Source organism: Sphingobacterium sp. Lzh-3, from assembly GCF_046764375.1.
Taxonomy (GTDB): domain Bacteria; phylum Bacteroidota; class Bacteroidia; order Sphingobacteriales; family Sphingobacteriaceae; genus Sphingobacterium.
Window position 1 is genome coordinate 3,958,399 of the sequence record NZ_CP177226.1, and the last position, 22,504, is coordinate 3,980,902.

Sequence of the window (22,504 nt, forward strand, 5' to 3'; positions counted from 1 at the left end):
AAATAAAAAAGCGGGAATTCCCGCTTTTTTATTTTATAGCTATTTCTTCTCTTCCTTGCAAAAGAAGATATTATTTAATAAACGCCTCGATACCCAATCTGTAGCTATCCAGGCCAAAACCACAGATCACCCCTTTACAATTCTTTGCCAGAAATGAATGATGGCGAAATTCTTCTCTTTGATGGACATTGCTAATATGAACTTCAATAACAGGCGTTGTAACTGCCGCAATTGCATCTCCAATAGCAACAGAAGTATGTGTATACGCACCGGCATTCAACACAATTCCGTCAAATTCAAAACCAACTTCATGGATCTTATCAATTACCCCCCCCTCTGAATTGCTTTGAAAATAGTGCAATTGCACCGTTTCAAACTGTTGTTTAAGCTCTTCAAAGTAGCTAAGGAAATCCTGGCTACCATAAATAGATTTCTCTCTTACACCCAACAAATTCAAATTTGGGCCATTCAGAATGAGGATTTTTTTCATTGAAATATAATTACTTTTGTACTGGTCCATTGGCTAACCGGAGTGAACCCATACCATTTTCTGTTTAAATAGATCGTTTTTAAGCCGTAACAAATCATAATAAGGGATCGTCAACCATCGGATATTTTATGTCGACTGTATCAAAGCTTTCTCCCTTATGTTGTCCATTTTTCCTGAGACATGGTTTTAAAAACAAACTATATTGATCCTATAGTCGAATCAATATAGTTTGTCCTATTTCAAATATAGTTCGATTTATATCATTTCTATAAATCGTTATAAATTGCCCGGAAACTTGAGCGAAGTCCAAATGAAACAACGCCAGACTTATTGACTACAGGTGTTTCATATTGTGCTTTTGCGTAACGTTGGGTATAACCAAGTTCTAAGCGAAGGTTATACTTGGGGTTAAGCACATAGGCAGCCTTAGCATCCGCATAATAGATATTGTTCTTTATTCCTTGCGCAATATGGTTTCCATATAAATTTGGTATTGTATTATAGGATTGGAAAATATCCCCCCCCATATTACTTCCATCAGGTAGATCAAGTCCGTTTTGGGTAAACATCCCCTGTAAGGAGAAATCCCATCTATCCCATGCATAATTCACAAGACCAACAAGCTCTCTAAAGTTTGCCCCTTTTGGATGAGCCAATGGTTCGGCATTGTTGCTATAGTTTGAATACGATTTAAAGTGCGCATAGGTATACGGCCTAGCGGTATTATACTCGGCAAGAAAATTCAAGTTCTTAACGCCAAACACATCATATCCTCTTACACCAAGTTGGGCTCCCCATTTGTTGTGCGCATATCCATTCCCAGCAAAGAACTCTTTCGCTGTAAATTCACCCAGTAAAAACTGTCCGTAGGCAGTCAATCTATAAGGTAATTTATATTTAGAGGTCAACCCTAAAAACATTTTATCAGGCGAAGTACGATTATTACTTTCAACAGGTCGTATAAAAATAATTGGACTTATATAACTAAAATCAAAACCTCTTTTTCCGCCTTCATCTTGAGCTGCCCAGACCACAGACTGGAAGAAACCAACAGATAATTTATTGGTAACATTCCAATCAAGATATTGAAAAGCTCCCCATTTCTTTCCGTCTCCTAAACGCGTATTATTCTGCCCTTCCATAGGTATTGTACCGGTCAAATCCTGTCTAGGATGCGTCGGATCATTCATATAGGCCCAAATCGAAGTATATTGAACATTCCCTATGGTCCCAGTCAATTTCAAATGCGCATAGTTTGAGGAAAAGTCCGATAAAAGCATCGATCGATACCCATCCCCAATAAAGTTTTTGTCATAGGCCAAAGTTGCCTGAATATACTTATGCGCATCATAAGTCATACTGGCTGTCGCATACATCCAGTCCATTTTATTCTTGGACTGAAATTTTGTATTTCCTTGCCCGGGAATAACTTTGTGCGCAACAATATAATCATCCAGATATTTGGGAAAGACGGCTTGACTTTCAAAAGCAGAAGTATTGAATGTAAATTTATTCCCCACATTCAATCCCACCTGAAATCCCCGACTATTCATCCATGTTCGACGTTTGTCGCCTAACATGTCCTTTCCAATATAAAGATCCGGTAAAAAATCAGCATAGAATGTGTAGTCGTCTTTCTCAACCTGCACAAGATGTTCGTTAAAAATCTTCCGCATAAACCAATTGGATGAAGAAACGGGTTTATTGGATTGGATCGAATCAAACTTGGCTAACAATAAAGAGTCTTTTATGACGAATGGTTTGGCAGAGGTATGCATCCTCGTTTCAGTAGAATAAACCGCATCGTTCATTTTTTGATAAAAATGATACGAATAGGGCTGACTCTTAATCTGGGCAAAACCTCCGAAGGTAATACCTACTCCCATGCTTGCCAGTACAATTCGGAGTAAATTATTATTTTTTGTTATATTAAGCCTCATAAAATTATTTCAAAGATTATTTTTTCTAGCAAAATGCATTCCTAAACGCAAATTAACCGAATAAAATTGACTTTATTCATATGTTCAGTCAATTTTATCATGCTAAATCGTATTTGCTGTTCCTTTTATTCAAAAATATTTATATCTTGCATATCAGTAAATAACCTTATATCATAAAAAATAGCCCTAATAAGCATGAAACGCAGAACATTTATCCAAAACGCAACCCTGTTAACCGCAGGTGCACTTACAAGCAAATTTTCATTTGCTCAAGAACATTCTTTTCCCACTGTACGGACAGCGAGAGAGAAAAGACTTTTCTCGAGCAAGGTAATCGAAGATGCCATTGTAGAATTTCAGAAAAATGTTAAAAATAAGGAATTGGCTTGGTTATTTAACAACTGCTTTCCTAATACCCTAGATACGACTGTATTTCCTTATGTCCAAAACGGAAGAAATTATACCTATGTGATTACAGGGGATATTGATGCGATGTGGTTGCGCGACAGTAGTGCGCAGGTATGGCCATACCTCCCTTTTATGAAGAAGGACAAAAAGCTTCAGGATCTTATTGTTGGCTTAATCCAAAAACAGAGTAAATGCATCAATATTGATCCCTATGCCAATGCATTTTATAACGATCCAACAAAAAAAGGCGAATGGTTCAGTGATCACACAAATATGAAACCTGGAATCCATGAACGAAAATGGGAAATTGATTCATTGTGTTATCCAATTCGATTAGCTTATCATTACTGGAAAGAAACAAATGACAGCAGTCCATTTAATGAAGAATGGTTAGAAGCACAACATAAAATATATCAGACTTTCGTTGAGCAACAACGTAAAGATAGCCTAGGCCCATATAAATTTGAGCGAACAACCTCCAGAGGATCCGACACATTACAGGTCGACGGCTTCGGATATCCTGTAAATCCAGTTGGTTTGATCTGCTCCAGTTTTCGACCTTCAGACGATTCAACTATTTTCTCATTTTTAATTCCATCCAACTTATTTGCGATTGTTAGCCTTAGACAGTCTGCCGAAATTTTGAAAAAAGTTAAAAATGAACATGAACTCGCTGCAAAAATGGAAGCGCTTGCCAATGAGGTCGAAGCAGCAGTCAATAAATATGGTATCATCGACCACCCGACACTGGGCCGGATATATGCTTTTGAGGTAGACGGTTTTTCGAGCCATCTTATGATGGATGATGCAAATATCCCTAGTTTGTTGGCCCTACCATATTTAGGGGCTGTAGATCTAAATAACGAAGTTTACCAACGTACGCGTAACTTTGTTTTGTCTGATAAAAATCCATTCTTTTTTAAGGGAACGGCAGCGGAAGGCATTGGTGGACCTCACATAGGAAGAGATATGATCTGGCCGATGTCCATTATTATGCGGGCGCAGACCTCAACAAATGATGATGAGATTCGTAATTGCATTAAAACGCTCGTCAATACGCATGGTGGAACTGGATTTATGCATGAGTCTTTTCATAAAAACGATCCTAAAAAATTCACAAGGCATTGGTTTGCTTGGACAAATACATTATTTGGCGAATTAATTTGGAAAATATATAAAGAGAAACCATCTTTGCTTCAATAATTCTGAATCTTGTAACACAATGTTATAAGTGCAGGAGCTTATAACATTGTGTTATGGATAATCTATCAAAATCAGGTCCGATTGGTATTTTTGATTCCGGTTATGGGGGACTCTCCGTATTTAAGGAAATTCAACAACTTTTACCGCAATACGATTATATCTATTTAGGCGATAACGCCCGTGTTCCATACGGTACAAGATCCTTTGAGACCGTTTATAATTACACCAAACAATGTGTATTTAAATTATTTGACCTAGGTTGTAATCTTGTCATCCTGGCATGTAATACAGCCTCTGCAAAAGCCTTAAGGACTATTCAACAACATGATCTTCCCCCTGGAAAGAAAGTCCTTGGCGTCATCAGACCCACTACCGAAATCGTACACAATTTCACGAAAACCAACAAGATAGGTATTTTAGCCACTACAGGAACGGTGAAATCCGAATCCTATAAAATAGAAATACACAAATTCAATCCAGAAATAGAGGTTTTTCAACATGACTGTCCTTTTTGGGTCCCTCTGGTAGAAAACAACGAGATCAATACTGAGGGCGCTCATTATTTTGTTGAAAAGGACTTACGGGAACTTTTGCAGCAATCCGATCAGATCGATACCATTGTGCTTGCTTGCACCCATTATCCGTTGTTGCTACCGGTAATCCAAAAATATACACCAAGTAATATAACGATCATCTCCCAGGGACCTATTGTAGCCAATAGCTTAAAAGAATATCTTGACCGACATCAAGAAATTGAAACAATTTGTTCGCAAAATGGCCAACTGGCCTTTTATACCACAGATGATCCGAGAGACTTTGAGAGTAAAGCTAAGATATTTTTTGGACAGCCGATAGCCGCAAGCCACATCAGTGTTTAAAAAATAAAAGGCAATGATTTTTAAAACTTTTACTTCCTAATTTTCGTTATTCTGATAAAAAGGCAAGTACAATGAAAAAGAACTTTATAACCATTGCTTATAATCAGGAGACACAGCATTGCGAATCCAAAGAATTTTCAAGTATTCAGGAAAGTGCAGATTATTTTAAGACTTTCGAGACCTCTGCTCAGCCCGACTATGTACCTGTGTGTATCTACAATTTAAACACAAACACCATTCTAGATGTAAGTGATTATTATGTAAACAAGGATATTGAGCTCGAGCGGATCGTAAAAAACTGTTTAGGAGAAAAGTAACACCTTATATATAATTACAGATTCAACATAACAATTCAACAGCGCTAACATTGCTCTTTTAACGTATTAACTGGTTATATGTATAATCATATTATTACATTCTGAAAAATAATATTTCATTAATTTTTGATATCTTCAAGCAGATAATCAGACCAAAAACAAGTCACAGATAATGAAAACCAAACTAACAATAAGCCTCTTAACAGTATCTTTAGGATTAACTGCATGTAATTCCAACCATGCAAATTCAAGTTCAAGTTCGGATAGCAGTGCAAATGCTGCAACTGACACAACAAGTTATCCTCCGGTAGAAACACAAAAGGCAAACACGAATTATAAACCAGCGTTTCCTGGACAAACCAGAATTAATGGTGCAAAGACAAGCACACCGTTCGAAGGTAAAGTAATTGCCGAGGGATTAAAATCCCCTTGGGGTATAACTGCGCTACCGGATGGCCGATTATTAATCTCAGAAAAAGAAGGTGATTTTCGCATTGCTACGGCAGATGGTAAATTAAGTGAACCAATTAAAGGTTTACCTCAAGTCAATAGCAGTGGACAAGGTGGGCTTTTGGGATTACGTCTTGATCCAAACTTCGAGTCAAACCGTATGATATATTGGGTTTTCTCTGATAATACCGCTGCTGGAACTTTGACCGCTGTTGCGAAAGGAAAACTGTCTGCAGACGAGAAATCGATAGAAGGTGCTAAGGTTATCTACCAAGCTACTCCTGCTCATAAAGGGAATCTGCATTATGGTGGCCGTATTATCTTTGATAAAGATGGAAATATTATTTTGAGTACGGGTGAAAGATCTGATTTGGTCACAAGACCATTGGCACAGGATCTAAATGCAGCATTAGGCAAGATCTTACGTATCACCACTGATGGACAGCCTGCCCCTGGGAATCCATTTATAGGCAAGGCAAATGCACGTCCGGAAATTTACAGTTATGGACATCGTAATCCACAGGGACTTGCCTTACATCCTGAAACTGGCGATCTTTGGGAAACCGAATTTGGTCCGCGGGGTGGCGACGAGCTGAACCGAATTGAAGCTGGTAAGAACTATGGCTGGCCGACGATTACGTATGGTATAGAATATAAAGGCGATAAAGTTGGTGAAGGCATACAACAAAAAGACGGCCTGGAACAACCTGTTTATTATTGGGATCCTGTACTCTCCCCTAGCGGAATTACTTTCTATACCGGACAAAATATTCCTGAATGGAAGAATAATCTCTTTATTTGTGGTCTAAGCAGCATGCACATTGCCAGAATCATACTTAAGGATAATAAAGTGGTTGGAGAAGAACGTCTACTAGGTAATGAAGGACAACGGTTCCGGGATATCACACAGGGCAAAGATGGCGCGCTTTACGCTATCACCGATATCGGAAAATTATATAAAATTGATAAAAAATAAATATATCGATTCAACGCAGCTCCTCTCAAACGAGCTGCGTTTTTTTTGTCTGGCCCTAAAAAAACATACTTTCAACTATTTTTTGTTGACCTTATTTACTATATTTCTTTTAGAATATGACAAAAATATAGTTTGGCTTGATTATTGATCATTTACTAGCAAATCAATAAATTATTATATGGTAAAAAAAGAAAAAATGAAAAAATTATTAGAAATTAACCCCTTGTCGTTCTATATGACCAACTGGGGATTCGTAAACAACACCGCCCCAAAAAGAACGCGCAAAACCTGCCAATCTTCTCCCAAAAATTAAGCGTTCTTGCTTAGACAATTCATTAAATTTATTAAAATCATCTGCTGATATCCTCCATACGGATATTAAGTAAGAGATTTATTTCTTTTACTCGATCCGTATGGAAGGGTATTAAACTATGCGAACAAATAGGCCAATACGATTACGATAATAATACAAGCAATCATAATGTATTTATTCAATTGGCTATTTTTCTCTCCTTCGTCACTTTTATAGTGATAATCTCGTTTGTTGGGCAAATTCATAAGCTTGTTTTTATTCATGATGAAGTTACGGACTTTTTTCCATATTATTCGTGATGATAAGGTTCCCCCTTCATGATGGAAAAAGCACGATAAAGCTGTTCTGTAAAAAACAAACGAATCATTTGGTGCGAAAACGTCATCTTCGATAAAGAGATTTTTGACTTCGCCCGATCGTAAATTTTTTGGTCAAACCCATAAGGGCCACCAATAATAAACACCAGGTGTTGAACACTTTGTATCATCATTCTCTCTAAATAAGCAGAAAACTCCAACGAGCGAAATTCTTTTCCATGTTCATCTAACAGCACAACTAAATCTTGTGGCTGTAGCTGTTTTAAAATCAGCAAAGCCTCTTTATCTTTTTGCTGTTCGGCAGAAAGATTCTTGACATTCTTGATGTCGGGAATAACGACAATATTGAAGTTCACATAAAACTTTAATCGCTTAATATACTTTTCAATACCTTCAATAAGGTATTTCTCATCCGTCTTACCTATACAAAGTAATGTTATTTTCATTGAAATATTTTATTAGTTTTTGCCATCAATACCCCAATTAAAGCAAACTTGTTCGATCCAAAATAATGAATTCTATTCGCTTCTTGTCATTATCGAAGGCTGTTCACCAACTTTTGCCTAAGGCCTGCTATTCTAACGTTAAGAGCTACCATTCTAACAAACCCAAAAGTGCACAAAGTTCTGATTTTATTTAAAATAAACACAATCAAAAGGACAAAAAAACATAAACCTCATTTATTCGTTTAGTTATAAAACATTTATTTTCTCGTACACGCTTAAAATATCACGCTGAAAATAGATAATAGCCTCGTTTTAAGCGCATCGATCAGATCGCATTTACTATATGTGACAATAGGAATGAAATATATTTCAACAACTTCAACATGCAGAAATAAAGCCGTTGCGTTAGTTGTCTAAAAAGATGTAAAACTAGCTGGCTCATTTGGCTTATAATAACATGGAAATGCAAACAAAATAAGTATACACATGAAAATAATAAAATCAATTATCCTTATTGCTTTAAGTTTAATAGCATATGAAACCTATGCCCAAACAGCCGCAGTAGACAGTTCCAAAACCTGGATTATCAAAGGAGAAAACACCTTTCTGATCAACCAAAGTTCATTTTCTAATTGGGCTGCAGGTGGGGTAAATTCATTCTCCGGCAACCTAACTCTTAATTACGACTTCAATTACAAAAAAGGCAAATGGTCATGGGACAACAAGGTCCTTGCGGCCTATGGGCTAACCTTTCAAAAAGAGTCGGACTGGCGCAAAAATGATGACCGATTAGTTTTAAATAGCTTATTGGGACATCAGGCATCTCAGTATTGGCTTTATACCTTTTTTCTAAACTTTAACACACAATTTGCCGATGGTTATGATTACACCGCATCACCTAAAAAAAGGATATCCAGATTTTTAGCTCCGGCATACCTGAGCTTTGGCCCCGGTTTTGCGTATAAACGATCCGACAACCTCCGATTTAATCTTTCTCCTGCCGCTGTGCGGTTTGTATTCGTAAGTGATACACTCCTATCCACACGATATGGATTGGATCCAAGCAGCAAGTCCCGTACTGAATTTGGAGCATCATTCGACGCCTATTACAAAGTGAATCTAATGGAAAACATTTCATTTGAAAATATACTAAAACTCTATTCAAACTATTTAGATAAACCTCAAAATGTGGATATCGACTATACGGCCAATCTTTTTATGAAGGTAAATAAGTTTATTACAGTAAATGCAGGCGTACAGATGATCTACGATGACAATACGGCTATTCCGATTATTAAAGATGACGTTGAAGTTGGAAAGAGAAATTCAGCTTTACAGATCAGGCAAATTGTCGGTGCGGGTGTGACGTACAAATTTTAAAGGTAAAAAAAATAGCACACGCCTTCATAAGCCACATAAATTACTTAGGCGCCGTAAACGAAAAAACCGAATTTAATCATTCGGTTTTTTCTGTTATTTAGGAATACTTATGTAAAATTAATCGCTAAAATGGCGCATCATCAGGCATATCGTTCATGCGGGATGGCATCGTAATACCCCCACTGAAGCCCCCAGCACTAAAATCATCAGCAAAGTTTGGCGACGGATTTAATGCAGAAGCAGAAAATGTAGCCGGCGCATCACCGAATCCATCTCCACCACCAAGACCCGAAAACTCATCTTCTAAATCCACAAACTTCACAAATTTACCCACAAAACGAAGTGGAACAATTCCGGTCTCCCCATTACGGTGTTTTGCAATAATAACTTCACCGACACCGGCAGTAGGACGCCCCTCTTCATCTTCTGTCAAACCATAATATTCGGGTCTATATAAGAAAAGAACCATATCCGCATCCTGCTCAATAGAACCAGACTCCCGCAAATCGGACAACATAGGACGCTTACTATTTCCTGGTCTTGACTCTACAGCACGACTCAGCTGCGATAATGCCAGCACGGGGATGTTTAGCTCCTTAGCTACAGATTTCAAAGCACGGGAAATACTACCGATCTCTTGTTCACGGTTCCCCCCACCTTTACCTTCAGCTTTTCCATGCATTAACTGCAGGTAATCGACGATCACCATTTGAATATCGTATTGAGCCTTTAACCGTCTACATTTAGCCCTAAATTCAAACACGTTCAACGCCGGCGTATCATCAATAATAATAGGCGCATCGGTTAAACGGCCAATTCTCGAATGTAATTGTTGCCATTCATGATCAGCAAGATTTCCTTTTTTCAATTTCTCTTGCTCAATTTCGGTTTCACCGGCGATTAGACGATTGACAAGCTGAACGGATGACATCTCCAAAGAGAATACGGCGACTGCTTTTCCGTGTTCCACTGCAGCATTACGTGCAACGGAAAGTACGAATGCCGTCTTTCCCATCGCTGGACGTGCTGCAATAATAACCAGATCAGAAGGCTGCCAACCTGAAGTCATACGATCCAAGGCAGTCAAACCCGAAGGCACACCTGTCAGACCATCTGTGCGGTCACGCAGCATCTCAAGATTAGAGATCGCCTCACGCATAATATCGTCCATCTTTCTTGAATCTCTCCGCAAGTTATTCTGCGCGATATCAAACAAACTTTTTTCGGCATGATCCAACAGATCGAAGATATCTGAGGTTTCATCATATGAACTGTTAATAATTTCCGTAGAAACCTTGATCAGCTCACGCTGAATATATTTCTGTGAAATAATACGTGCATGATACTCAATATTAGCTGCCGAAACCACTCGATCTGTCAATTGCGTAATATAATAAGCACCGCCAACCATTTCAAGAGCCCCCATCCGTCTAAGTTCCGAGGTAACGGTTAATATATCAATTGGAGAAGTCTTTTGAAAAAGGCCAAAAATCGCTTCAAAGATCTTTTGATGTGATTCCTTATAGAACGATTCTGCTTTTAAAATATCAATAATTTCACTCAGCGCATTCTTTTCAAGCATCAAAGCTCCCAAAACAGCCTCCTCAAGATCCACTGCCTGCGGCGGAAGTTTACCCAAACCACTCACCAAATTATTTAATTTGGTACGACGTTCGCCATAATTACCCCGTTTGTTATTATCCGTGTTATTCGCTTCAAAATTACTGTCGTTCATCATGATATTATATCAGAAATATAGCTTTGCTATCCGTATAAATTTTAGATAGGATAACAAATGTATAAAAAATAAAATTCACCACCATGCGGAGTTACACACAGAGAAATTCAACGATCACACCCGAAACCTCAAAAAGCTTTGAAGGACACAGATTTACATAGTGAGTTTTCAACACTTACTGTTGAAAAGATGTTGAAAATAAAAAATTACCACTTAAAATCAACACATTAAAAAATGTTAATAACTTAAGCCATTGTGAATAAGCAAAATGGTAAAAAGCAAATCAATACGCTCCACTATCATCAATACAAACTGACTTTAAGATGAAAACAAATCCCTTTTTTAGCTCTAAAAAATATTCATATATTGTATCTTTGTAACTATGACGCACGACTCCTCAACATTAAAACCCTACAAAGATACCAACGATGGGAAGAAGAAACAGGTGGCAGATATGTTTGACAACATCTCCCATTCCTATGATTTTTTAAACCATTTCATGTCTTTGGGTATTGACATTATATGGCGCAAAAAAGCCATCAATGCATTAAAGTCCATAAAACCGCAACTGATGTTGGATGTAGCGACAGGAACCGGTGATTTTGCATTGGAATCAATTAAAATCTTGAATCCAAAAAAGATTATTGGTGTCGATATTTCCCAAGGAATGCTTGAAGTCGCTAAGAAAAAAATTGCAAGCAAGGGATTAGCTAATCAATTTGAGGTAGCGTTAGGAGACTCAGAGAGGCTTCAATTTGAAGATAATACGTTCGACGCTGTTACCGTAGCATTTGGTGTCCGTAATTTCGAAAACTTGGAGAAAGGCCTATCAGACATATACCGCGTGTTAAAACCTGGTGGGAAAGCTGTTATTTTAGAATTTTCGAATCCGAAGAAATTCCCCATTAAACAGCTTTATAATTTTTATTTCAAGTTTATTACACCAACCATTGGAAAATTCTTTTCAAAAGATTCCAGTGCATATGAATATTTACCAGAATCTGTTGCTCAATTTCCAGATGGACAAAAGTTCGTTGCCATAAACAAAAAAGCAGGTTTTCATGACACTATTGTTAGACCGCAAACATTTGGTATCTGTACCATCTATATTGCTACAAAATAGTGCAAGCTAAGATCTGGTTTTGAATCAAATCGGATTAATTTTTAATATCAACGAGTTACTTTATATGACTAAAACAGTTTTTATTACAGGAGCAAGTTCAGGAATTGGTCAGGCTTGTGCCGAAGTTTTAGCGAAAGAGGGGTACAATCTTTTACTTTGCGCGCGCAGGTTAAACCGTTTAGAGGCATTAAAAGATGCATTGTTAGCGGCCTACCCTACTATTCAGATCCATATTTTTGAGCTTGACGTTCGCGATGCAGAACAAGTTGCGAATCAGATTGAGGGCCTGCCTCCAGCATGGAAAAAAATAAATGTCCTCATCAACAACGCTGGTCTGAGTCAAGGATTGGATCCTATCCAAGATGGTGATATCGGAGATTGGGACAGAATGATTGATACCAATATTAAAGGTTTACTGTATGTGAGTAAATCTGTGATACCACTTATGGATACCGAAAACGGCGCCCATATTGTTAATTTAGGATCTATTGCAGGGAAAGAGGTTTATCCGAATGGAAATGTGTACTGTGCTACCAAACATGCCGTTGATGCGTTGACTAAAGCTATGCGCATTGATTTGCTAACTCAGGGCATTAAAGTAACCTCTATCGACCCCGGAATGGTGGAGACAGAGTTTTCGGAAGTTCGTTTCCATGGAGATCGGGAAAGAGCTAAAAATGTTTACAATGGTGTACAACCCCTGACAGGGAAAGATATTGCCGAAACGATCCTTTTCGTCATTACCAGACCGGCACATGTGAATATAAACGATCTCTTAATAATGCCTACAGCGCAAGCGACAGGCGCAATTGTCAATCGAAAATAATTTAAATATCATGTCATTAGAAATACAAATAAATCAAGACATTAAGGCCGCAATGATCGCAAAAGACACGGCAAAATTACGTGGCTTACGTGCAATTAAGGCAGCTATCCTCTTAGCAAAGACAGAAAAGGGCCATGCCGAAGATCTTAACCAGGAGGCGGAGATTAAAGTTTTACAAAAACTTGTAAAACAACGTCGCGAATCTGCGGAAATTTATAAGACTCAAAACCGGGAAGATCTTTATGAAATTGAAGTTGAGGAAGAAAAAGTTATTGAAGCTTATCTACCAAAACAGTTAAGCAAGGAAGAAGTTGAAACGATTGTCAAAGCAATTATCGCCGAAACAGGAGCTTCTTCCATTAAAGATATGGGCAAAGTAATGGGTGCCGCAAATCAAAAGCTTGCTGGACAAGCAGATGGGAAAACCATCTCTGAAGTTGTTAAAAGTCTACTCGCATAAAACGCTCAAATCAATAGAGTCAAATTAAATTGGGTATGTCTTTCCAACCCTATCGATTGTATAATTTGGCTCTATTTTTATTTCAATTATGGCTTTTCAGTGGAACCTAAAGAGTTTTGACGAACTCAACACGAAAGAATTATATCGTATTTTAAAGCTTCGCATGGAAGTTTTTGTTTTGGAGCAGGAATGTTTATATCCTGAATTGGACGATAAAGATTTTGCTTGTCTGCATCTGTGGACAGAACAAGATGATCGTATTATAGCATACACGAGATTAGTTCCTCCGGGCCTTTCCTACCCACAAGCTTCCATTGGTAGGGTTATCGTTGCAGAGGAAGCGCGCGGAACCGGCCTGAGTAAACAATTAATGATGCATTCCATCGAATCGCTCTACAAAGAATTTGGTGAAGGCGAGATACAGATAGGTGCGCAATTTCATTTAAAATCCTTTTATGAAAAATTAGGCTTTGAGCAAATTTCCGAGCCCTACCCTGATTATGGAATCCTTCATATTGATATGATTAAACCCGCAATTTAGTAAATTTAGGCATGCAAAACGTTGTCATCATCACAGCCGCCCTATTTGGCGGCCTCGCTATTATCCTAGGTGCATTTGGAGCACATGCATTCAAAAAAATCCTATCCGCTGAAAAGCTGGAATCCTTTGAGGTCGGCGTTCGATATCAAATGTATGCTGCTCTTACACTATTGATTTTAGGATTTAATTTCCACTTTGAGCTTCAGTCTGAACGAGTCGCATTTTATTTAATCACACTAGGAACTATTTTATTCTCGGTAAGTATATATTTTCTATCGTTTGCCGAATACTGGAAAAAGAATTTAAAGTTTCTTGGCCCAATTACCCCGCTCGGCGGATTGCTTATGATCGCAGGTTGGGTTGCTATAATCATTCGCTTTTTGTAGATTTGAAATAAATATGGCAATGATGTCTGCCCCGAACCGCCCTAATAAGCTGATGACGTCTACTATTTTAGTATAAAACAACAATTTTATATAAAGTGTAGACTTATGGCTATAACACATTCAAATCAAAGCAATCTTCATTTTTTTCTTAAATGGCTTATCTCCTGTAGTGCGATAGGTTTCATCGTAGGATCTATTTGTGCATTTTTTCTCTTTTCCCTCAATTGGGTAACGCAGTACCGAGAAGCTCATCCTTGGATAATTTATGGACTCCCCCTAGCGGGATTTGCCATTGCATTGTCCTACAAGTATTGGGGCAATCCATCAAGCAAAGGAAATAATCTGCTGATTGAAGAATACCTTCATCCCCAACGCCGCATTCCGCTTATCATGGCGCCTCTTGTCCTATTCGGAACTTTACTTACACATCTGTTTGGAGGTTCGGCAGGCCGTGAAGGAACTGCCGTTCAGATAGGTGGAGCAGTTTCCGATCAGCTCAATCGCTGGTTTGACTTCGATAAAACTGAACGCCGTATCTTAATTTCCATCGGCATCACTGCAGGCTTTGCCGCTGTTTTTGGCACCCCACTCGCCGGAACAATATTTGGTCTGGAAGTCCTATTGATTGGCAAAAAAAGATATTTCGGTATCCTGCCCTGTTTATTTACCGCCTATTTTGCGAACTTCAGCTGTCAATTATGGAATATTCCACACACTCATTATCCAATTCATGATGTTATTCCAATGCTTTCTTTGACCAATATTGGATTTAGCCTTGCCGCAGGCATGCTATTCGGTGTTACAGCATGGCTTTTTACATTTACCAGCGATTTCTTTAGCCTTCAATTCAAACGAATTAAATATCCTCTGCTTAGACCGGTAATTGGCGGTATTATTTTGGTACTTATCATTAGGTTATTCCATAGCAGCAACTATATTGGACTTGGTATCCCGATGATTCAGAACGCATTTATCGATCAGTCGAATTATTATGACTTTATCATCAAATTACTTTTAACGACTTTCACCCTTTCTGCCGGATTTAAAGGCGGAGAAGTCACCCCGCTGTTTTTTATCGGGGCAACCTTAGGGAGTGCATTAAGCACCGTTATTCCACTTCCCATCAGCCTGCTGGCTGCTATGGGCTTTGTAGCTGTATTTTCAGGCGCTACAAACACCCCGCTGGCCTGTATTGTAATGGGTTATGAATTATTTGGGATTCAACCTATTTTATTTATAACAATAGCGTGTATAGTCGCTTTTTTATTTTCCGGGAAAAAAGGAATTTATATTGCGCAAAAAGGCGGTTTAAAGGAAAAATTATACCGCAGACTCAATTTATAAACAAGACAATGCGCTTTCAGCTTCTCAGCCTATCTCTTTGTATTCCATTATGAACTACTTCAAATAAAAACAGGATAGGGCAAAAAAACATGCTAAGAAGAAGAGTGCAGACCACAATGAATGGACAGATGACTTCAATAAAGACATGAGAAAGATTTTTTAATAAAAAGAGCCTAAATCATAAGTATGCTTTAGGCTCTTTTTATTAAATCTTATCATCCAAACTACAGTAGTTTTCCATGCAGAAAGAATGCTGCAACAGTAAAATAGATAATCAATCCTGAAACATCCACCAATGTAGCTACAAATGGCGCTGATGCGGTCGCTGGATCCAATCCAAACCGACGTAGAATAAATGGAATAAACGATCCTGACAAAGTCCCCCATAAAACAATAAACAATAAGGAAACAGCAACCGTAAAACCAATTGAAATCCAATAAGGACCATAGTCATACAGACCAAGAAAATGCCACGCCAATATCCGTAGGAATCCGATCGACCCTAATATTCCACCTAAGATTAAACCAGAAGAAACTTCGCGCTTCATCACGTACCACCAATCTTTCAGCTTTAATTCACCGAGTGCCATGGCACGAATAATTAAAGATGCCGCCTGTGATCCCGAATTACCTCCACTGGATATAATTAAAGGAACAAATAAGGCAAGTACAACCGCCTTTTCCAATTCGCCTTCAAAAAACCCCATTGCTGAGGCTGTAAGCATTTCGCTAAAAAACAAGATGATCAGCCAGCCGGCTCTTTTTTGGATCAATTGCAACAAAGGAGTTTTCGTATAAGCCAGATCCAATTCTTCCATCCCCCCAAATCGCTGGATATCTTCTGTATCCCGATCTTCAATTCGATCCAACACGTCGTCAAATGTCACAATTCCGACCAATACCCCTGCCTCAGTAATAATAGGCAAAGCACTACGGTCATATTTTTGAAAAATCTCAAATGCCTCTTCCATGGGTGTAGAAGCCTTAATCGCGGCAAAATTGTAGTCAATTAAGTCGGAAATCTTGGTAGAAGAATCCGATAGTAGTAATTGACCAATTTTCAAGTCATCGATCAACACATTTTTCTCATCGACTACATAAATAAAATTAAGCGTTTCGGCCTTTCTTCCAAACACCTTGATATGCCGAAAAACATCATCGACGGTATAATAAGGGCGTACCTGCACATACATTGGTGTCATAAGCCGGGCAATACTGTCCTCTTTATAACCAATCAGCTCCAAAGCCATTTGCTTCTCGCGCTCATTCAAAAGATTGATCAGATATTTGATCAGGTCATCCGGCAATTCCGACAACAATTCATTACGCGTATCCGGCTTCAGGTTATTCAGCAATTCAGACAGCTCATGTTCCGTCATGGATTTGATCAACGTATATTGGACATCCATTTCAAAAAAAGAAAAGATCTCCAATCTATCCTCCAAAGGATAGTCCATAAACTCTTGATGTTGCTCCCCTTTACTTAAACGCGATATTTCTTCCGCGATATCGGCTGGGTGTAATGCTGAATTTTGTTCCATTGGAAGAAAATTTTAATGGATTTAGCGCAAAAGTAGCTTATTTTGTATGATTTTCAACAATCTGAAAAACTATTTTTTCTAATGGGAATTGCTGCTAGTCTTTCGTAAAATCGTCTACTACTACATTGAAGAGTACATTTGACTTGAAATGCCCATGAACTTTACACTATCTTAAAAATTAATTAATCCAGGCGCTAGCTCCTCGGGCTCGAAACCAGCTTTAAATAGCCGGGCTGTTAAATTACCTTTCAGTTCTACATTTCCTTCATTTACCTGCAGCCAGCTCCCTTCACGTAAGCCTATGACTGGCTGAGGATTAAGTTGATGAAATTCCTGGATTCGCGTTTCCCTTGTTTCTCCTTTATGTGTAGAATTTGGATCCGGATCCAAATAATGTGGATTGATATTAAAAGGTAAGAAACCAAGTGCGTCAAAGCTAGGCGGATAAACAATAGGCATATCATTTGTAGTTCCTATTGTTAGTCCGGTCAAATTGGACCCCGCAGATGTACCGACATATGGAATCCCCTTTGCTACTTGTACGCGCAATTGCTGCACCAAATCAAGCTCATATAGTGTTTTTAAGAGTAGAAATGTATTTCCGCCGCCAATAAAAATAGCCTTAGCATCCTGAATAGCCTTCTTCATGTTATGAAACTCATGTAATCCCCTAACCGTTACCCCCTTATCTTTCAACGCATCTTGCACTTTAACAGTATAGGCATCAAACGAAATTCCAGAAGGTCGCGCAAATGGAATAAATAATAATTCGTCTGACTGAATAAATTCTACAAAATCTTGCTTAATATAAGCTAAAAACTCACTACCATGGATCGTGCTTGTACTTACGACCAATAACTTGTACGCTGGATTAATCTTCATCTTCTATCGTTAAAACATTAAATAAAAAGTACCTTTGGCTTTGTCAATTGCGAGGCCAAAGGTACAGTTTTCATTCCTTACTATAGGCATTCCTTACTATAGGCTATTTCTTATCGACAGTCTTTTTTTCTGTGCCCAATCTTTTATTTTCTTGCAGCGCTTTATGTAAAAGATATTCGATCTGCCCATTAACACTTCTAAACTCATCTGCAGCCCATTTTTCCAATGCTTTGTACATCTGGTCGTCTAAGCGTAGCATAAAGTTTTTCTTATCCGCCATTTTATTTCGTTTATTGGTACAAAGTACCTGTATTTACAATTGGTGTTGCTGCTTTTTCTCCGCAAAGTACCACCATTAAATTGCTGACCATTGCTGCTTTTTTCTCGTTGTCCAACTCTACGATATCTTTTTCAGACAATTTATGCAAGGCCATTTCCACCATCCCAACAGCACCGTCTACAATCTTTGCCCTTGCCGCCACAATTGCTGCCGCCTGCTGCCTTTGGAGCATAGCACCTGCTATTTCGGATGCGTAGGCCAAATGACTGATTCTCGCCTCTTTAATAATAACCCCGGCTGGAGCCAACCGATCAGACAATTCTTGTTCAAGAATATGATTTACGGTATCGCCACCTTCACGCAAAGTGATCTCCGCTCCTTCATCTTCCAGATTATCATAAGGAAAGCTTCCGGCCAAATGTCTTACTGCCGCTTCACTCTGCGTGCGTACATAAGAGGTATAATTACTTACATCATAAGCAGCTTTATAGGTATCACCTACCTGCCATACGATAACCGCTCCTATCTCGATTGGATTTCCCATCTTGTCATTTACTTTCAGTGTCTGTCCCTGTAAGTTATCCGACCGAAGACTTATTTTAATCGTTGAATACAGCGGATTGACAAAAAACAAACCGTTTTCCTTGACGGTACCTACATATTTTCCGAAGAAATTCAGTACACGCGAATGGTTTGGATTAATAATCATCAATCCTTTCAGAATAAAAAAAGTAGCGATCATCAGCACAACCCCCAATACAACATAAAGTGAGCTTGCTTCTACGCTGGCAAATGAGAATATAGCCGCCACAAACGAAACGACAGCTATCAATAAAGCTAAATAGCCTGACATTGGTTTAATTAGTTTTTCCATAATTTGTTAATATATATTTGATATCATTTTAATATCATAAATATACTATAATATTTTTCATATTTCAAATGAAAATTTAAAATTACTATTTTTGATTATGCGCAAAAGATCCTTTCTACCTTTAGTAAACTCTACCACAGAAATACTCATCCTTGGCTCTTTGCCTGGAGATAAGTCTTTGGCAGAGAATGAATATTATGCACACCCACAAAATCGATTCTGGAAAGTAATCAAATATTTGTTCAATGCGCCGGAACAAACAAATTATATGGAGAAGATAGATCTATTGCTTAAAAATAACATCGGTCTTTGGGATGTTTGCGCAGAAGCCTCTCGTCCCGGTAGCATGGATCTAGCCATACAAAATGAAGTTCCGAATCAGATTGTTGAACTGCTAGAAACCCACCCTAAAATCACAAAAATTATTTTCAACGGGCAAAAAGCATACAGTTTATACGTAAAGCATTTCAACAAAAGGGAAGACATTATTTACCGATGCCTACCCAGCACAAGTCCAGCCAATGCGAAAAGTAATCTCGAAAATCTAATTCAACAATGGCGCATAATAATAAGTGATTAAATTACACGAATTAGATTCGTTAATTCAGTCCTATTGCTTATTTTTGCCCTAAGATGTCAGATTTAAAATACAATCAACGAGGCGTATCCGCAGGGAAAGAGGATGTGCACAATGCGATAAAAAATATAGATAAGGGTCTGTTTCCCAAAGCATTTTGCAAAATAATTCCAGATATTTTGGGTGGAGACCCAGACTGGTGTAATATTATGCATGCGGATGGTGCTGGTACCAAATCTTCATTAGCGTATGTCTATTGGAAAGAAACTGGTGATATTTCAGTTTGGAAAGGTATCGCACAAGACGCAATTATCATGAATATTGATGACTTGCTTTGTGTGGGTGCCATCGATAACATTCTTTTATCCTCAACGATTGGCAGAAATAAAAATCTCATTCCTGGAGAGGTGATTGCAGAAATCATCAATGGCACAGAAGAGATTCTGTCTGAACTTCGAGGTTTGGGAATCGGCATCTATTCTACTGGCGGTGAAACTGCCGACGTTGGCGACCTTGTTCGCACCATCATTGTTGATAGTACAGTAACCTGTCGGATGAAACGTGAAGACGTTATTTCAAACCATCGTATCAAAGGGGGTAACGTTGTTGTTGGCTTAGCATCAAATGGACAAGCAACCTATGAACAGGCATACAATGGCGGAATGGGTTCCAATGGACTAACATCTGCACGTCATGATGTATTTAACAAAAAAGTAGCTAAAAAATATCCGGAAGCGTATGATCCAGCTGTTCCTTACGAACTAGTTTTCGCGGGAAGCCAAGATCTTACAAATGAAATCGAAGTTGAAACTGGAGAAAAAATAACCGCGGGCAAGCTAGTCCTTTCCGCTACACGTACTTATGCGCCTGTTATCAAACAGATACTAGACAAGTACCGTTCACAAATTGACGGAATGGTACATTGCTCAGGTGGAGCGCAAACAAAAGTCTTGCATTTCGTCGATAATGTGCATGTCATCAAAGATAATCTTTTCCCGATTCCACCTCTTTTTGCGTTAATACAGAAAGAATCCAATACTGACTGGAAAGAAATGTACAAAGTATTCAATATGGGACACCGTATGGAATTATATGTTCCTGAATCGATTGCATCGGATATCATCGCCATTTCAGAGTCATTCGGGATTCCGGCCCAGATCATAGGCCGTGTAGAGGAATCTGCATCCAAAAAAGTAACTATAACCTCCCCTTACGGAGAATTTATCTACGAATAAAAGTTTTTTATCCTTGTCTCCTATTTACCTAGGAGACAAGGATATTTTTTTCAATTTGGTATACATGAAAGAAAAACTTCTTGTGGGCTGGAAAGAGACCCTTGATTTACCTGAATTGGGAATATATGGTATAGAAGCAAAAGTCGATACCGGTGCTGCCTCGTCGGTACTACACTGCAACTCGTACAAGATCATTAACGAGGATGGTCAAGACTGGATCATCTGTGAGCTGATCATAAATTTTAAGACAAAAGAGACAAAAACGCTAAAGTTAAAGCTCTATCGAACAAAACTGGTAAAAAGCTCTTTCGGTCAAGAAGAAAAGCGTTACTATATCCGCACAACAGCAACATTATATAACCAGGTCTTTAGCATTAAGATCTCCTTTAGAAATAGATCACAAATGACCTACCCTATGCTTTTGGGTAAAAATTTCTTAAACAAAAGATTTTTGGTTGATGTTTCCAAAGAAAACCTCTCGATGAAGACCTTGGTAAAATAAAACAAATAGCCAAGCAATTTTGTTATCTTAGCACAAAATATACTCATTATACAAATCGTGAAAATTGCCGTATTATCGACAGTAAAGAGTTTATACTCGACTCGTCGTCTCGTAGAAGCCGCACAACAAAGAGGACACGAATGTGTTGTCATTGATCACAGCAAGTGTTATGTCGGTATTCAGCAAGGTAAACCAAGTATCCATTACAAAGGACAGGATCTGAGTGATATTGATGCCATTATTCCCCGAATAGGAGCATCGGTAACATTCTATGGATCTGCCATCGTTAGACAATTTGAGGTGATGGATGTCATTTCCGCGAATCCCAGTCAAGCCATTACGCGATCTCGGGACAAATTGAGGTGCCTGCAGATTTTATCCGGTGCAGGAATCGGACTCCCGATTACGGGATTTGCACGCACGGCCTCTGACGTGGACGACCTTATTAGCATGGTTGGTGGAGCTCCTTTAGTCATTAAACTACTTGAGGGAACACAAGGTATCGGTGTTGTACTTGCCGAAACTAAAAAAGCAGCCTCTTCTGTTATTGAAGCGTTCTACGGCCTGGGCAATAACATCCTGATTCAAGAGTTTATCAAAGAATCAAAAGGCTCAGATATCCGGGCTTTTGTGGTTGACGGTAAAGTTGTTGGTGCGATGAAACGCACAGCCAAAGAGGGTGAGTTTCGGTCAAATATCCATCGGGGTGGCACTGCCCAGATTATCCGGTTAAGTAAAGCCGAAAGAGAAACAGCAATTGCGGCAGCTGCACAATTAGGACTTACGGTTTGTGGTGTGGATATGATCCCTTCTGACAGAGGCCCTCTGGTACTGGAAGTAAACTCATCTCCAGGTTTGGAAGGCATCGAAAAAGCGACAAAAAAAGATATTGCATCAGAAATTATACAATATATTGAGCGACAATATGAAGCAAAACAGGCTCAAATGCCTAAAGTTGTTAAGAAAAAGAAAAAAAGAGAAAGTAAATTATAAGGTTACCGAATCAGCAACTAAAAGGGGTGTCCGTTATATATGGACACCCCTTTTAGTTGCCAAATAACCTAGACTCAACTAAAG

24 protein-coding genes and 1 riboswitch are annotated in these 22,504 nt (G+C 38.6%); of the genes, 15 read left to right on the forward strand and 9 right to left on the reverse strand.

The window, feature by feature from the left end; translation table 11 throughout:
- Positions 1–70: 70 nt before the first annotated feature.
- Together aroQ and ACLCDV_RS16765 are read right to left on the reverse strand one after the other, a co-directional pair.
- Positions 71–490 (reverse strand): type II 3-dehydroquinate dehydratase, encoded by a 420-nt coding sequence (gene aroQ, locus ACLCDV_RS16760; RefSeq protein WP_317665614.1) that lies wholly within the window; start codon positions 488–490, stop codon positions 71–73.
- A gap of 266 nt (positions 491–756) precedes the next feature.
- Positions 757–2,430, reverse strand: coding sequence for a gliding motility protein RemB (locus ACLCDV_RS16765; RefSeq protein ID WP_317665613.1), 1,674 nt, complete (start codon positions 2,428–2,430; stop codon positions 757–759).
- 195 nt (positions 2,431–2,625) lie between these two features.
- Between ACLCDV_RS16765 and ACLCDV_RS16770 the strand changes: the two genes are divergently transcribed.
- The 4 genes from ACLCDV_RS16770 to ACLCDV_RS16785 all read left to right on the forward strand — a co-directional run bounded on the left by ACLCDV_RS16770 (position 2,626) and on the right by ACLCDV_RS16785 (position 6,662).
- Positions 2,626–4,041 carry a glycoside hydrolase family 125 protein gene (locus ACLCDV_RS16770; protein ID WP_333574729.1) on the forward strand — a complete coding sequence of 472 codons (1,416 nt, stop codon included), beginning with the start codon at positions 2,626–2,628 and terminating at the stop codon, positions 4,039–4,041.
- A 53-nt stretch (positions 4,042–4,094) separates the two neighbouring features.
- Complete coding sequence (gene murI, locus ACLCDV_RS16775) at positions 4,095–4,919, forward strand: glutamate racemase (RefSeq protein WP_317665610.1); 825 nt, start codon at positions 4,095–4,097, stop codon at positions 4,917–4,919.
- A 71-nt stretch (positions 4,920–4,990) separates the two neighbouring features.
- Positions 4,991–5,236, forward strand: a complete 246-nt coding sequence (locus ACLCDV_RS16780; RefSeq protein ID WP_317665608.1) for a hypothetical protein — start codon at positions 4,991–4,993, stop codon at positions 5,234–5,236.
- A 172-nt stretch (positions 5,237–5,408) separates the two neighbouring features.
- On the forward strand, positions 5,409–6,662 hold the full coding sequence (locus tag ACLCDV_RS16785; protein WP_317665607.1) for a PQQ-dependent sugar dehydrogenase: 1,254 nt from the start codon (positions 5,409–5,411) through the stop codon (positions 6,660–6,662).
- A gap of 429 nt (positions 6,663–7,091) precedes the next feature.
- Here the strand turns inward: ACLCDV_RS16785 and ACLCDV_RS16790 are convergent, their stop codons facing one another.
- Together ACLCDV_RS16790 and rlmH are read right to left on the reverse strand one after the other, a co-directional pair.
- On the reverse strand, positions 7,092–7,220 hold the full coding sequence (locus tag ACLCDV_RS16790; protein ID WP_317665605.1) for a hypothetical protein: 129 nt from the start codon (positions 7,218–7,220) through the stop codon (positions 7,092–7,094).
- Between the two features lie 44 nt (positions 7,221–7,264).
- The gene (rlmH, locus tag ACLCDV_RS16795) at positions 7,265–7,738 is read right to left on the reverse strand and encodes a 23S rRNA (pseudouridine(1915)-N(3))-methyltransferase RlmH (RefSeq protein ID WP_317665603.1); all 474 of its coding nucleotides are present in this window, start codon (positions 7,736–7,738) and stop codon (positions 7,265–7,267) included.
- Between the two features lie 486 nt (positions 7,739–8,224).
- On the opposite strand from rlmH, the gene ACLCDV_RS16800 reads away from it, so the two are divergent.
- On the forward strand, positions 8,225–9,118 hold the full coding sequence (locus tag ACLCDV_RS16800) for a DUF3078 domain-containing protein (RefSeq protein WP_317665601.1): 894 nt from the start codon (positions 8,225–8,227) through the stop codon (positions 9,116–9,118).
- Between the two features lie 124 nt (positions 9,119–9,242).
- Here the strand turns inward: ACLCDV_RS16800 and dnaB are convergent, their stop codons facing one another.
- Entirely contained in the window at positions 9,243–10,853 is a 1,611-nt protein-coding gene (dnaB, locus tag ACLCDV_RS16805; protein WP_411567704.1) for a replicative DNA helicase, read from the reverse strand.
- A 385-nt stretch (positions 10,854–11,238) separates the two neighbouring features.
- Between dnaB and ubiE the strand changes: the two genes are divergently transcribed.
- From ubiE to ACLCDV_RS16835, 6 genes are all read left to right on the forward strand, one after another.
- A complete protein-coding gene (ubiE, locus tag ACLCDV_RS16810) occupies positions 11,239–11,979 on the forward strand; it encodes a bifunctional demethylmenaquinone methyltransferase/2-methoxy-6-polyprenyl-1,4-benzoquinol methylase UbiE (protein WP_317665598.1) in 741 nt (246 codons plus the stop codon).
- A 64-nt stretch (positions 11,980–12,043) separates the two neighbouring features.
- The gene (locus tag ACLCDV_RS16815; protein WP_075993324.1) at positions 12,044–12,805 is read left to right on the forward strand and encodes an SDR family oxidoreductase; all 762 of its coding nucleotides are present in this window, start codon (positions 12,044–12,046) and stop codon (positions 12,803–12,805) included.
- A 10-nt stretch (positions 12,806–12,815) separates the two neighbouring features.
- Positions 12,816–13,265: a GatB/YqeY domain-containing protein gene (locus tag ACLCDV_RS16820; protein ID WP_317665596.1), complete on the forward strand. Its 450-nt coding sequence runs from the start codon at positions 12,816–12,818 to the stop codon at positions 13,263–13,265.
- 88 nt (positions 13,266–13,353) lie between these two features.
- A complete protein-coding gene (locus ACLCDV_RS16825) occupies positions 13,354–13,806 on the forward strand; it encodes a GNAT family N-acetyltransferase (protein WP_411971704.1) in 453 nt (150 codons plus the stop codon).
- An 11-nt stretch (positions 13,807–13,817) separates the two neighbouring features.
- Positions 13,818–14,192, forward strand: coding sequence for a DUF423 domain-containing protein (locus ACLCDV_RS16830; RefSeq protein WP_411971705.1), 375 nt, complete (start codon positions 13,818–13,820; stop codon positions 14,190–14,192).
- 6 nt (positions 14,193–14,198) lie between these two features.
- A riboswitch (Fluoride riboswitch) is annotated at positions 14,199–14,261 on the forward strand.
- A gap of 36 nt (positions 14,262–14,297) precedes the next feature.
- Positions 14,298–15,536, forward strand: coding sequence for a voltage-gated chloride channel family protein (locus tag ACLCDV_RS16835; RefSeq protein ID WP_317665592.1), 1,239 nt, complete (start codon positions 14,298–14,300; stop codon positions 15,534–15,536).
- A gap of 224 nt (positions 15,537–15,760) precedes the next feature.
- On the opposite strand, the gene mgtE is transcribed toward ACLCDV_RS16835, so the two are convergent.
- From mgtE to ACLCDV_RS16855, 4 genes are all read right to left on the reverse strand, one after another.
- Positions 15,761–17,077: a magnesium transporter gene (gene mgtE / locus ACLCDV_RS16840; protein WP_317665591.1), complete on the reverse strand. Its 1,317-nt coding sequence runs from the start codon at positions 17,075–17,077 to the stop codon at positions 15,761–15,763.
- A gap of 171 nt (positions 17,078–17,248) precedes the next feature.
- The gene (gene pepE / locus ACLCDV_RS16845) at positions 17,249–17,959 is read right to left on the reverse strand and encodes a dipeptidase PepE (protein WP_411971706.1); all 711 of its coding nucleotides are present in this window, start codon (positions 17,957–17,959) and stop codon (positions 17,249–17,251) included.
- A 103-nt stretch (positions 17,960–18,062) separates the two neighbouring features.
- A complete protein-coding gene (locus ACLCDV_RS16850; protein WP_411971707.1) occupies positions 18,063–18,239 on the reverse strand; it encodes a ribbon-helix-helix domain-containing protein in 177 nt (58 codons plus the stop codon).
- A 10-nt stretch (positions 18,240–18,249) separates the two neighbouring features.
- Positions 18,250–19,113, reverse strand: coding sequence for an SPFH domain-containing protein (locus ACLCDV_RS16855; RefSeq protein ID WP_201667805.1), 864 nt, complete (start codon positions 19,111–19,113; stop codon positions 18,250–18,252).
- Positions 19,114–19,210: 97 nt separating this feature from the next.
- On the opposite strand from ACLCDV_RS16855, the gene ACLCDV_RS16860 reads away from it, so the two are divergent.
- The 4 genes from ACLCDV_RS16860 (at position 19,211) to rimK (ending at position 22,420) form a co-directional block, all read left to right on the forward strand.
- A complete protein-coding gene (locus tag ACLCDV_RS16860) occupies positions 19,211–19,693 on the forward strand; it encodes a DNA-deoxyinosine glycosylase (RefSeq protein ID WP_411971708.1) in 483 nt (160 codons plus the stop codon).
- 53 nt (positions 19,694–19,746) lie between these two features.
- Complete coding sequence (locus ACLCDV_RS16865; protein ID WP_411971709.1) at positions 19,747–20,925, forward strand: AIR synthase related protein; 1,179 nt, start codon at positions 19,747–19,749, stop codon at positions 20,923–20,925.
- 64 nt (positions 20,926–20,989) lie between these two features.
- A complete protein-coding gene (locus tag ACLCDV_RS16870) occupies positions 20,990–21,427 on the forward strand; it encodes an ATP-dependent zinc protease (protein ID WP_317665582.1) in 438 nt (145 codons plus the stop codon).
- 57 nt (positions 21,428–21,484) lie between these two features.
- Positions 21,485–22,420, forward strand: coding sequence for a 30S ribosomal protein S6--L-glutamate ligase (rimK, locus tag ACLCDV_RS16875; protein WP_070565651.1), 936 nt, complete (start codon positions 21,485–21,487; stop codon positions 22,418–22,420).
- Positions 22,421–22,504: the final 84 nt, after the last annotated feature.

Bases quoted from the DNA above. Each gene is read 5' to 3' on its own strand.
- murI (WP_317665610.1), top strand. From the start codon at position 4,095: ATGGATAATCTATCAAAATCAGGTCCGATTGGTATTTTTGATTCCGGT.
- ACLCDV_RS16835 (WP_317665592.1), top strand. From the start codon at position 14,298: ATGGCTATAACACATTCAAATCAAAGCAATCTTCATTTTTTTCTTAAA.
- ACLCDV_RS16815 (WP_075993324.1), top strand. From the start codon at position 12,044: ATGACTAAAACAGTTTTTATTACAGGAGCAAGTTCAGGAATTGGTCAG.
- ubiE (WP_317665598.1), top strand. From the start codon at position 11,239: ATGACGCACGACTCCTCAACATTAAAACCCTACAAAGATACCAACGAT.
- ACLCDV_RS16790 (WP_317665605.1), bottom strand. From the start codon at position 7,220: ATGAATTTGCCCAACAAACGAGATTATCACTATAAAAGTGACGAAGGA.
- ACLCDV_RS16770 (WP_333574729.1), top strand. From the start codon at position 2,626: ATGAAACGCAGAACATTTATCCAAAACGCAACCCTGTTAACCGCAGGT.
- rlmH (WP_317665603.1), bottom strand. From the start codon at position 7,738: ATGAAAATAACATTACTTTGTATAGGTAAGACGGATGAGAAATACCTT.
- ACLCDV_RS16785 (WP_317665607.1), top strand. From the start codon at position 5,409: ATGAAAACCAAACTAACAATAAGCCTCTTAACAGTATCTTTAGGATTA.
- aroQ (WP_317665614.1), bottom strand. From the start codon at position 490: ATGAAAAAAATCCTCATTCTGAATGGCCCAAATTTGAATTTGTTGGGT.
- ACLCDV_RS16765 (WP_317665613.1), bottom strand. From the start codon at position 2,430: ATGAGGCTTAATATAACAAAAAATAATAATTTACTCCGAATTGTACTG.
- ACLCDV_RS16820 (WP_317665596.1), top strand. From the start codon at position 12,816: ATGTCATTAGAAATACAAATAAATCAAGACATTAAGGCCGCAATGATC.
- ACLCDV_RS16850 (WP_411971707.1), bottom strand. From the start codon at position 18,239: ATGGCGGATAAGAAAAACTTTATGCTACGCTTAGACGACCAGATGTAC.
- dnaB (WP_411567704.1), bottom strand. From the start codon at position 10,853: ATGAACGACAGTAATTTTGAAGCGAATAACACGGATAATAACAAACGG.
- ACLCDV_RS16865 (WP_411971709.1), top strand. From the start codon at position 19,747: ATGTCAGATTTAAAATACAATCAACGAGGCGTATCCGCAGGGAAAGAG.
- ACLCDV_RS16780 (WP_317665608.1), top strand. From the start codon at position 4,991: ATGAAAAAGAACTTTATAACCATTGCTTATAATCAGGAGACACAGCAT.
- ACLCDV_RS16825 (WP_411971704.1), top strand. From the start codon at position 13,354: ATGGCTTTTCAGTGGAACCTAAAGAGTTTTGACGAACTCAACACGAAA.
- ACLCDV_RS16855 (WP_201667805.1), bottom strand. From the start codon at position 19,113: ATGGAAAAACTAATTAAACCAATGTCAGGCTATTTAGCTTTATTGATA.
- ACLCDV_RS16830 (WP_411971705.1), top strand. From the start codon at position 13,818: ATGCAAAACGTTGTCATCATCACAGCCGCCCTATTTGGCGGCCTCGCT.
- ACLCDV_RS16870 (WP_317665582.1), top strand. From the start codon at position 20,990: ATGAAAGAAAAACTTCTTGTGGGCTGGAAAGAGACCCTTGATTTACCT.
- mgtE (WP_317665591.1), bottom strand. From the start codon at position 17,077: ATGGAACAAAATTCAGCATTACACCCAGCCGATATCGCGGAAGAAATA.
- pepE (WP_411971706.1), bottom strand. From the start codon at position 17,959: ATGAAGATTAATCCAGCGTACAAGTTATTGGTCGTAAGTACAAGCACG.
- ACLCDV_RS16860 (WP_411971708.1), top strand. From the start codon at position 19,211: ATGCGCAAAAGATCCTTTCTACCTTTAGTAAACTCTACCACAGAAATA.
- ACLCDV_RS16800 (WP_317665601.1), top strand. From the start codon at position 8,225: ATGAAAATAATAAAATCAATTATCCTTATTGCTTTAAGTTTAATAGCA.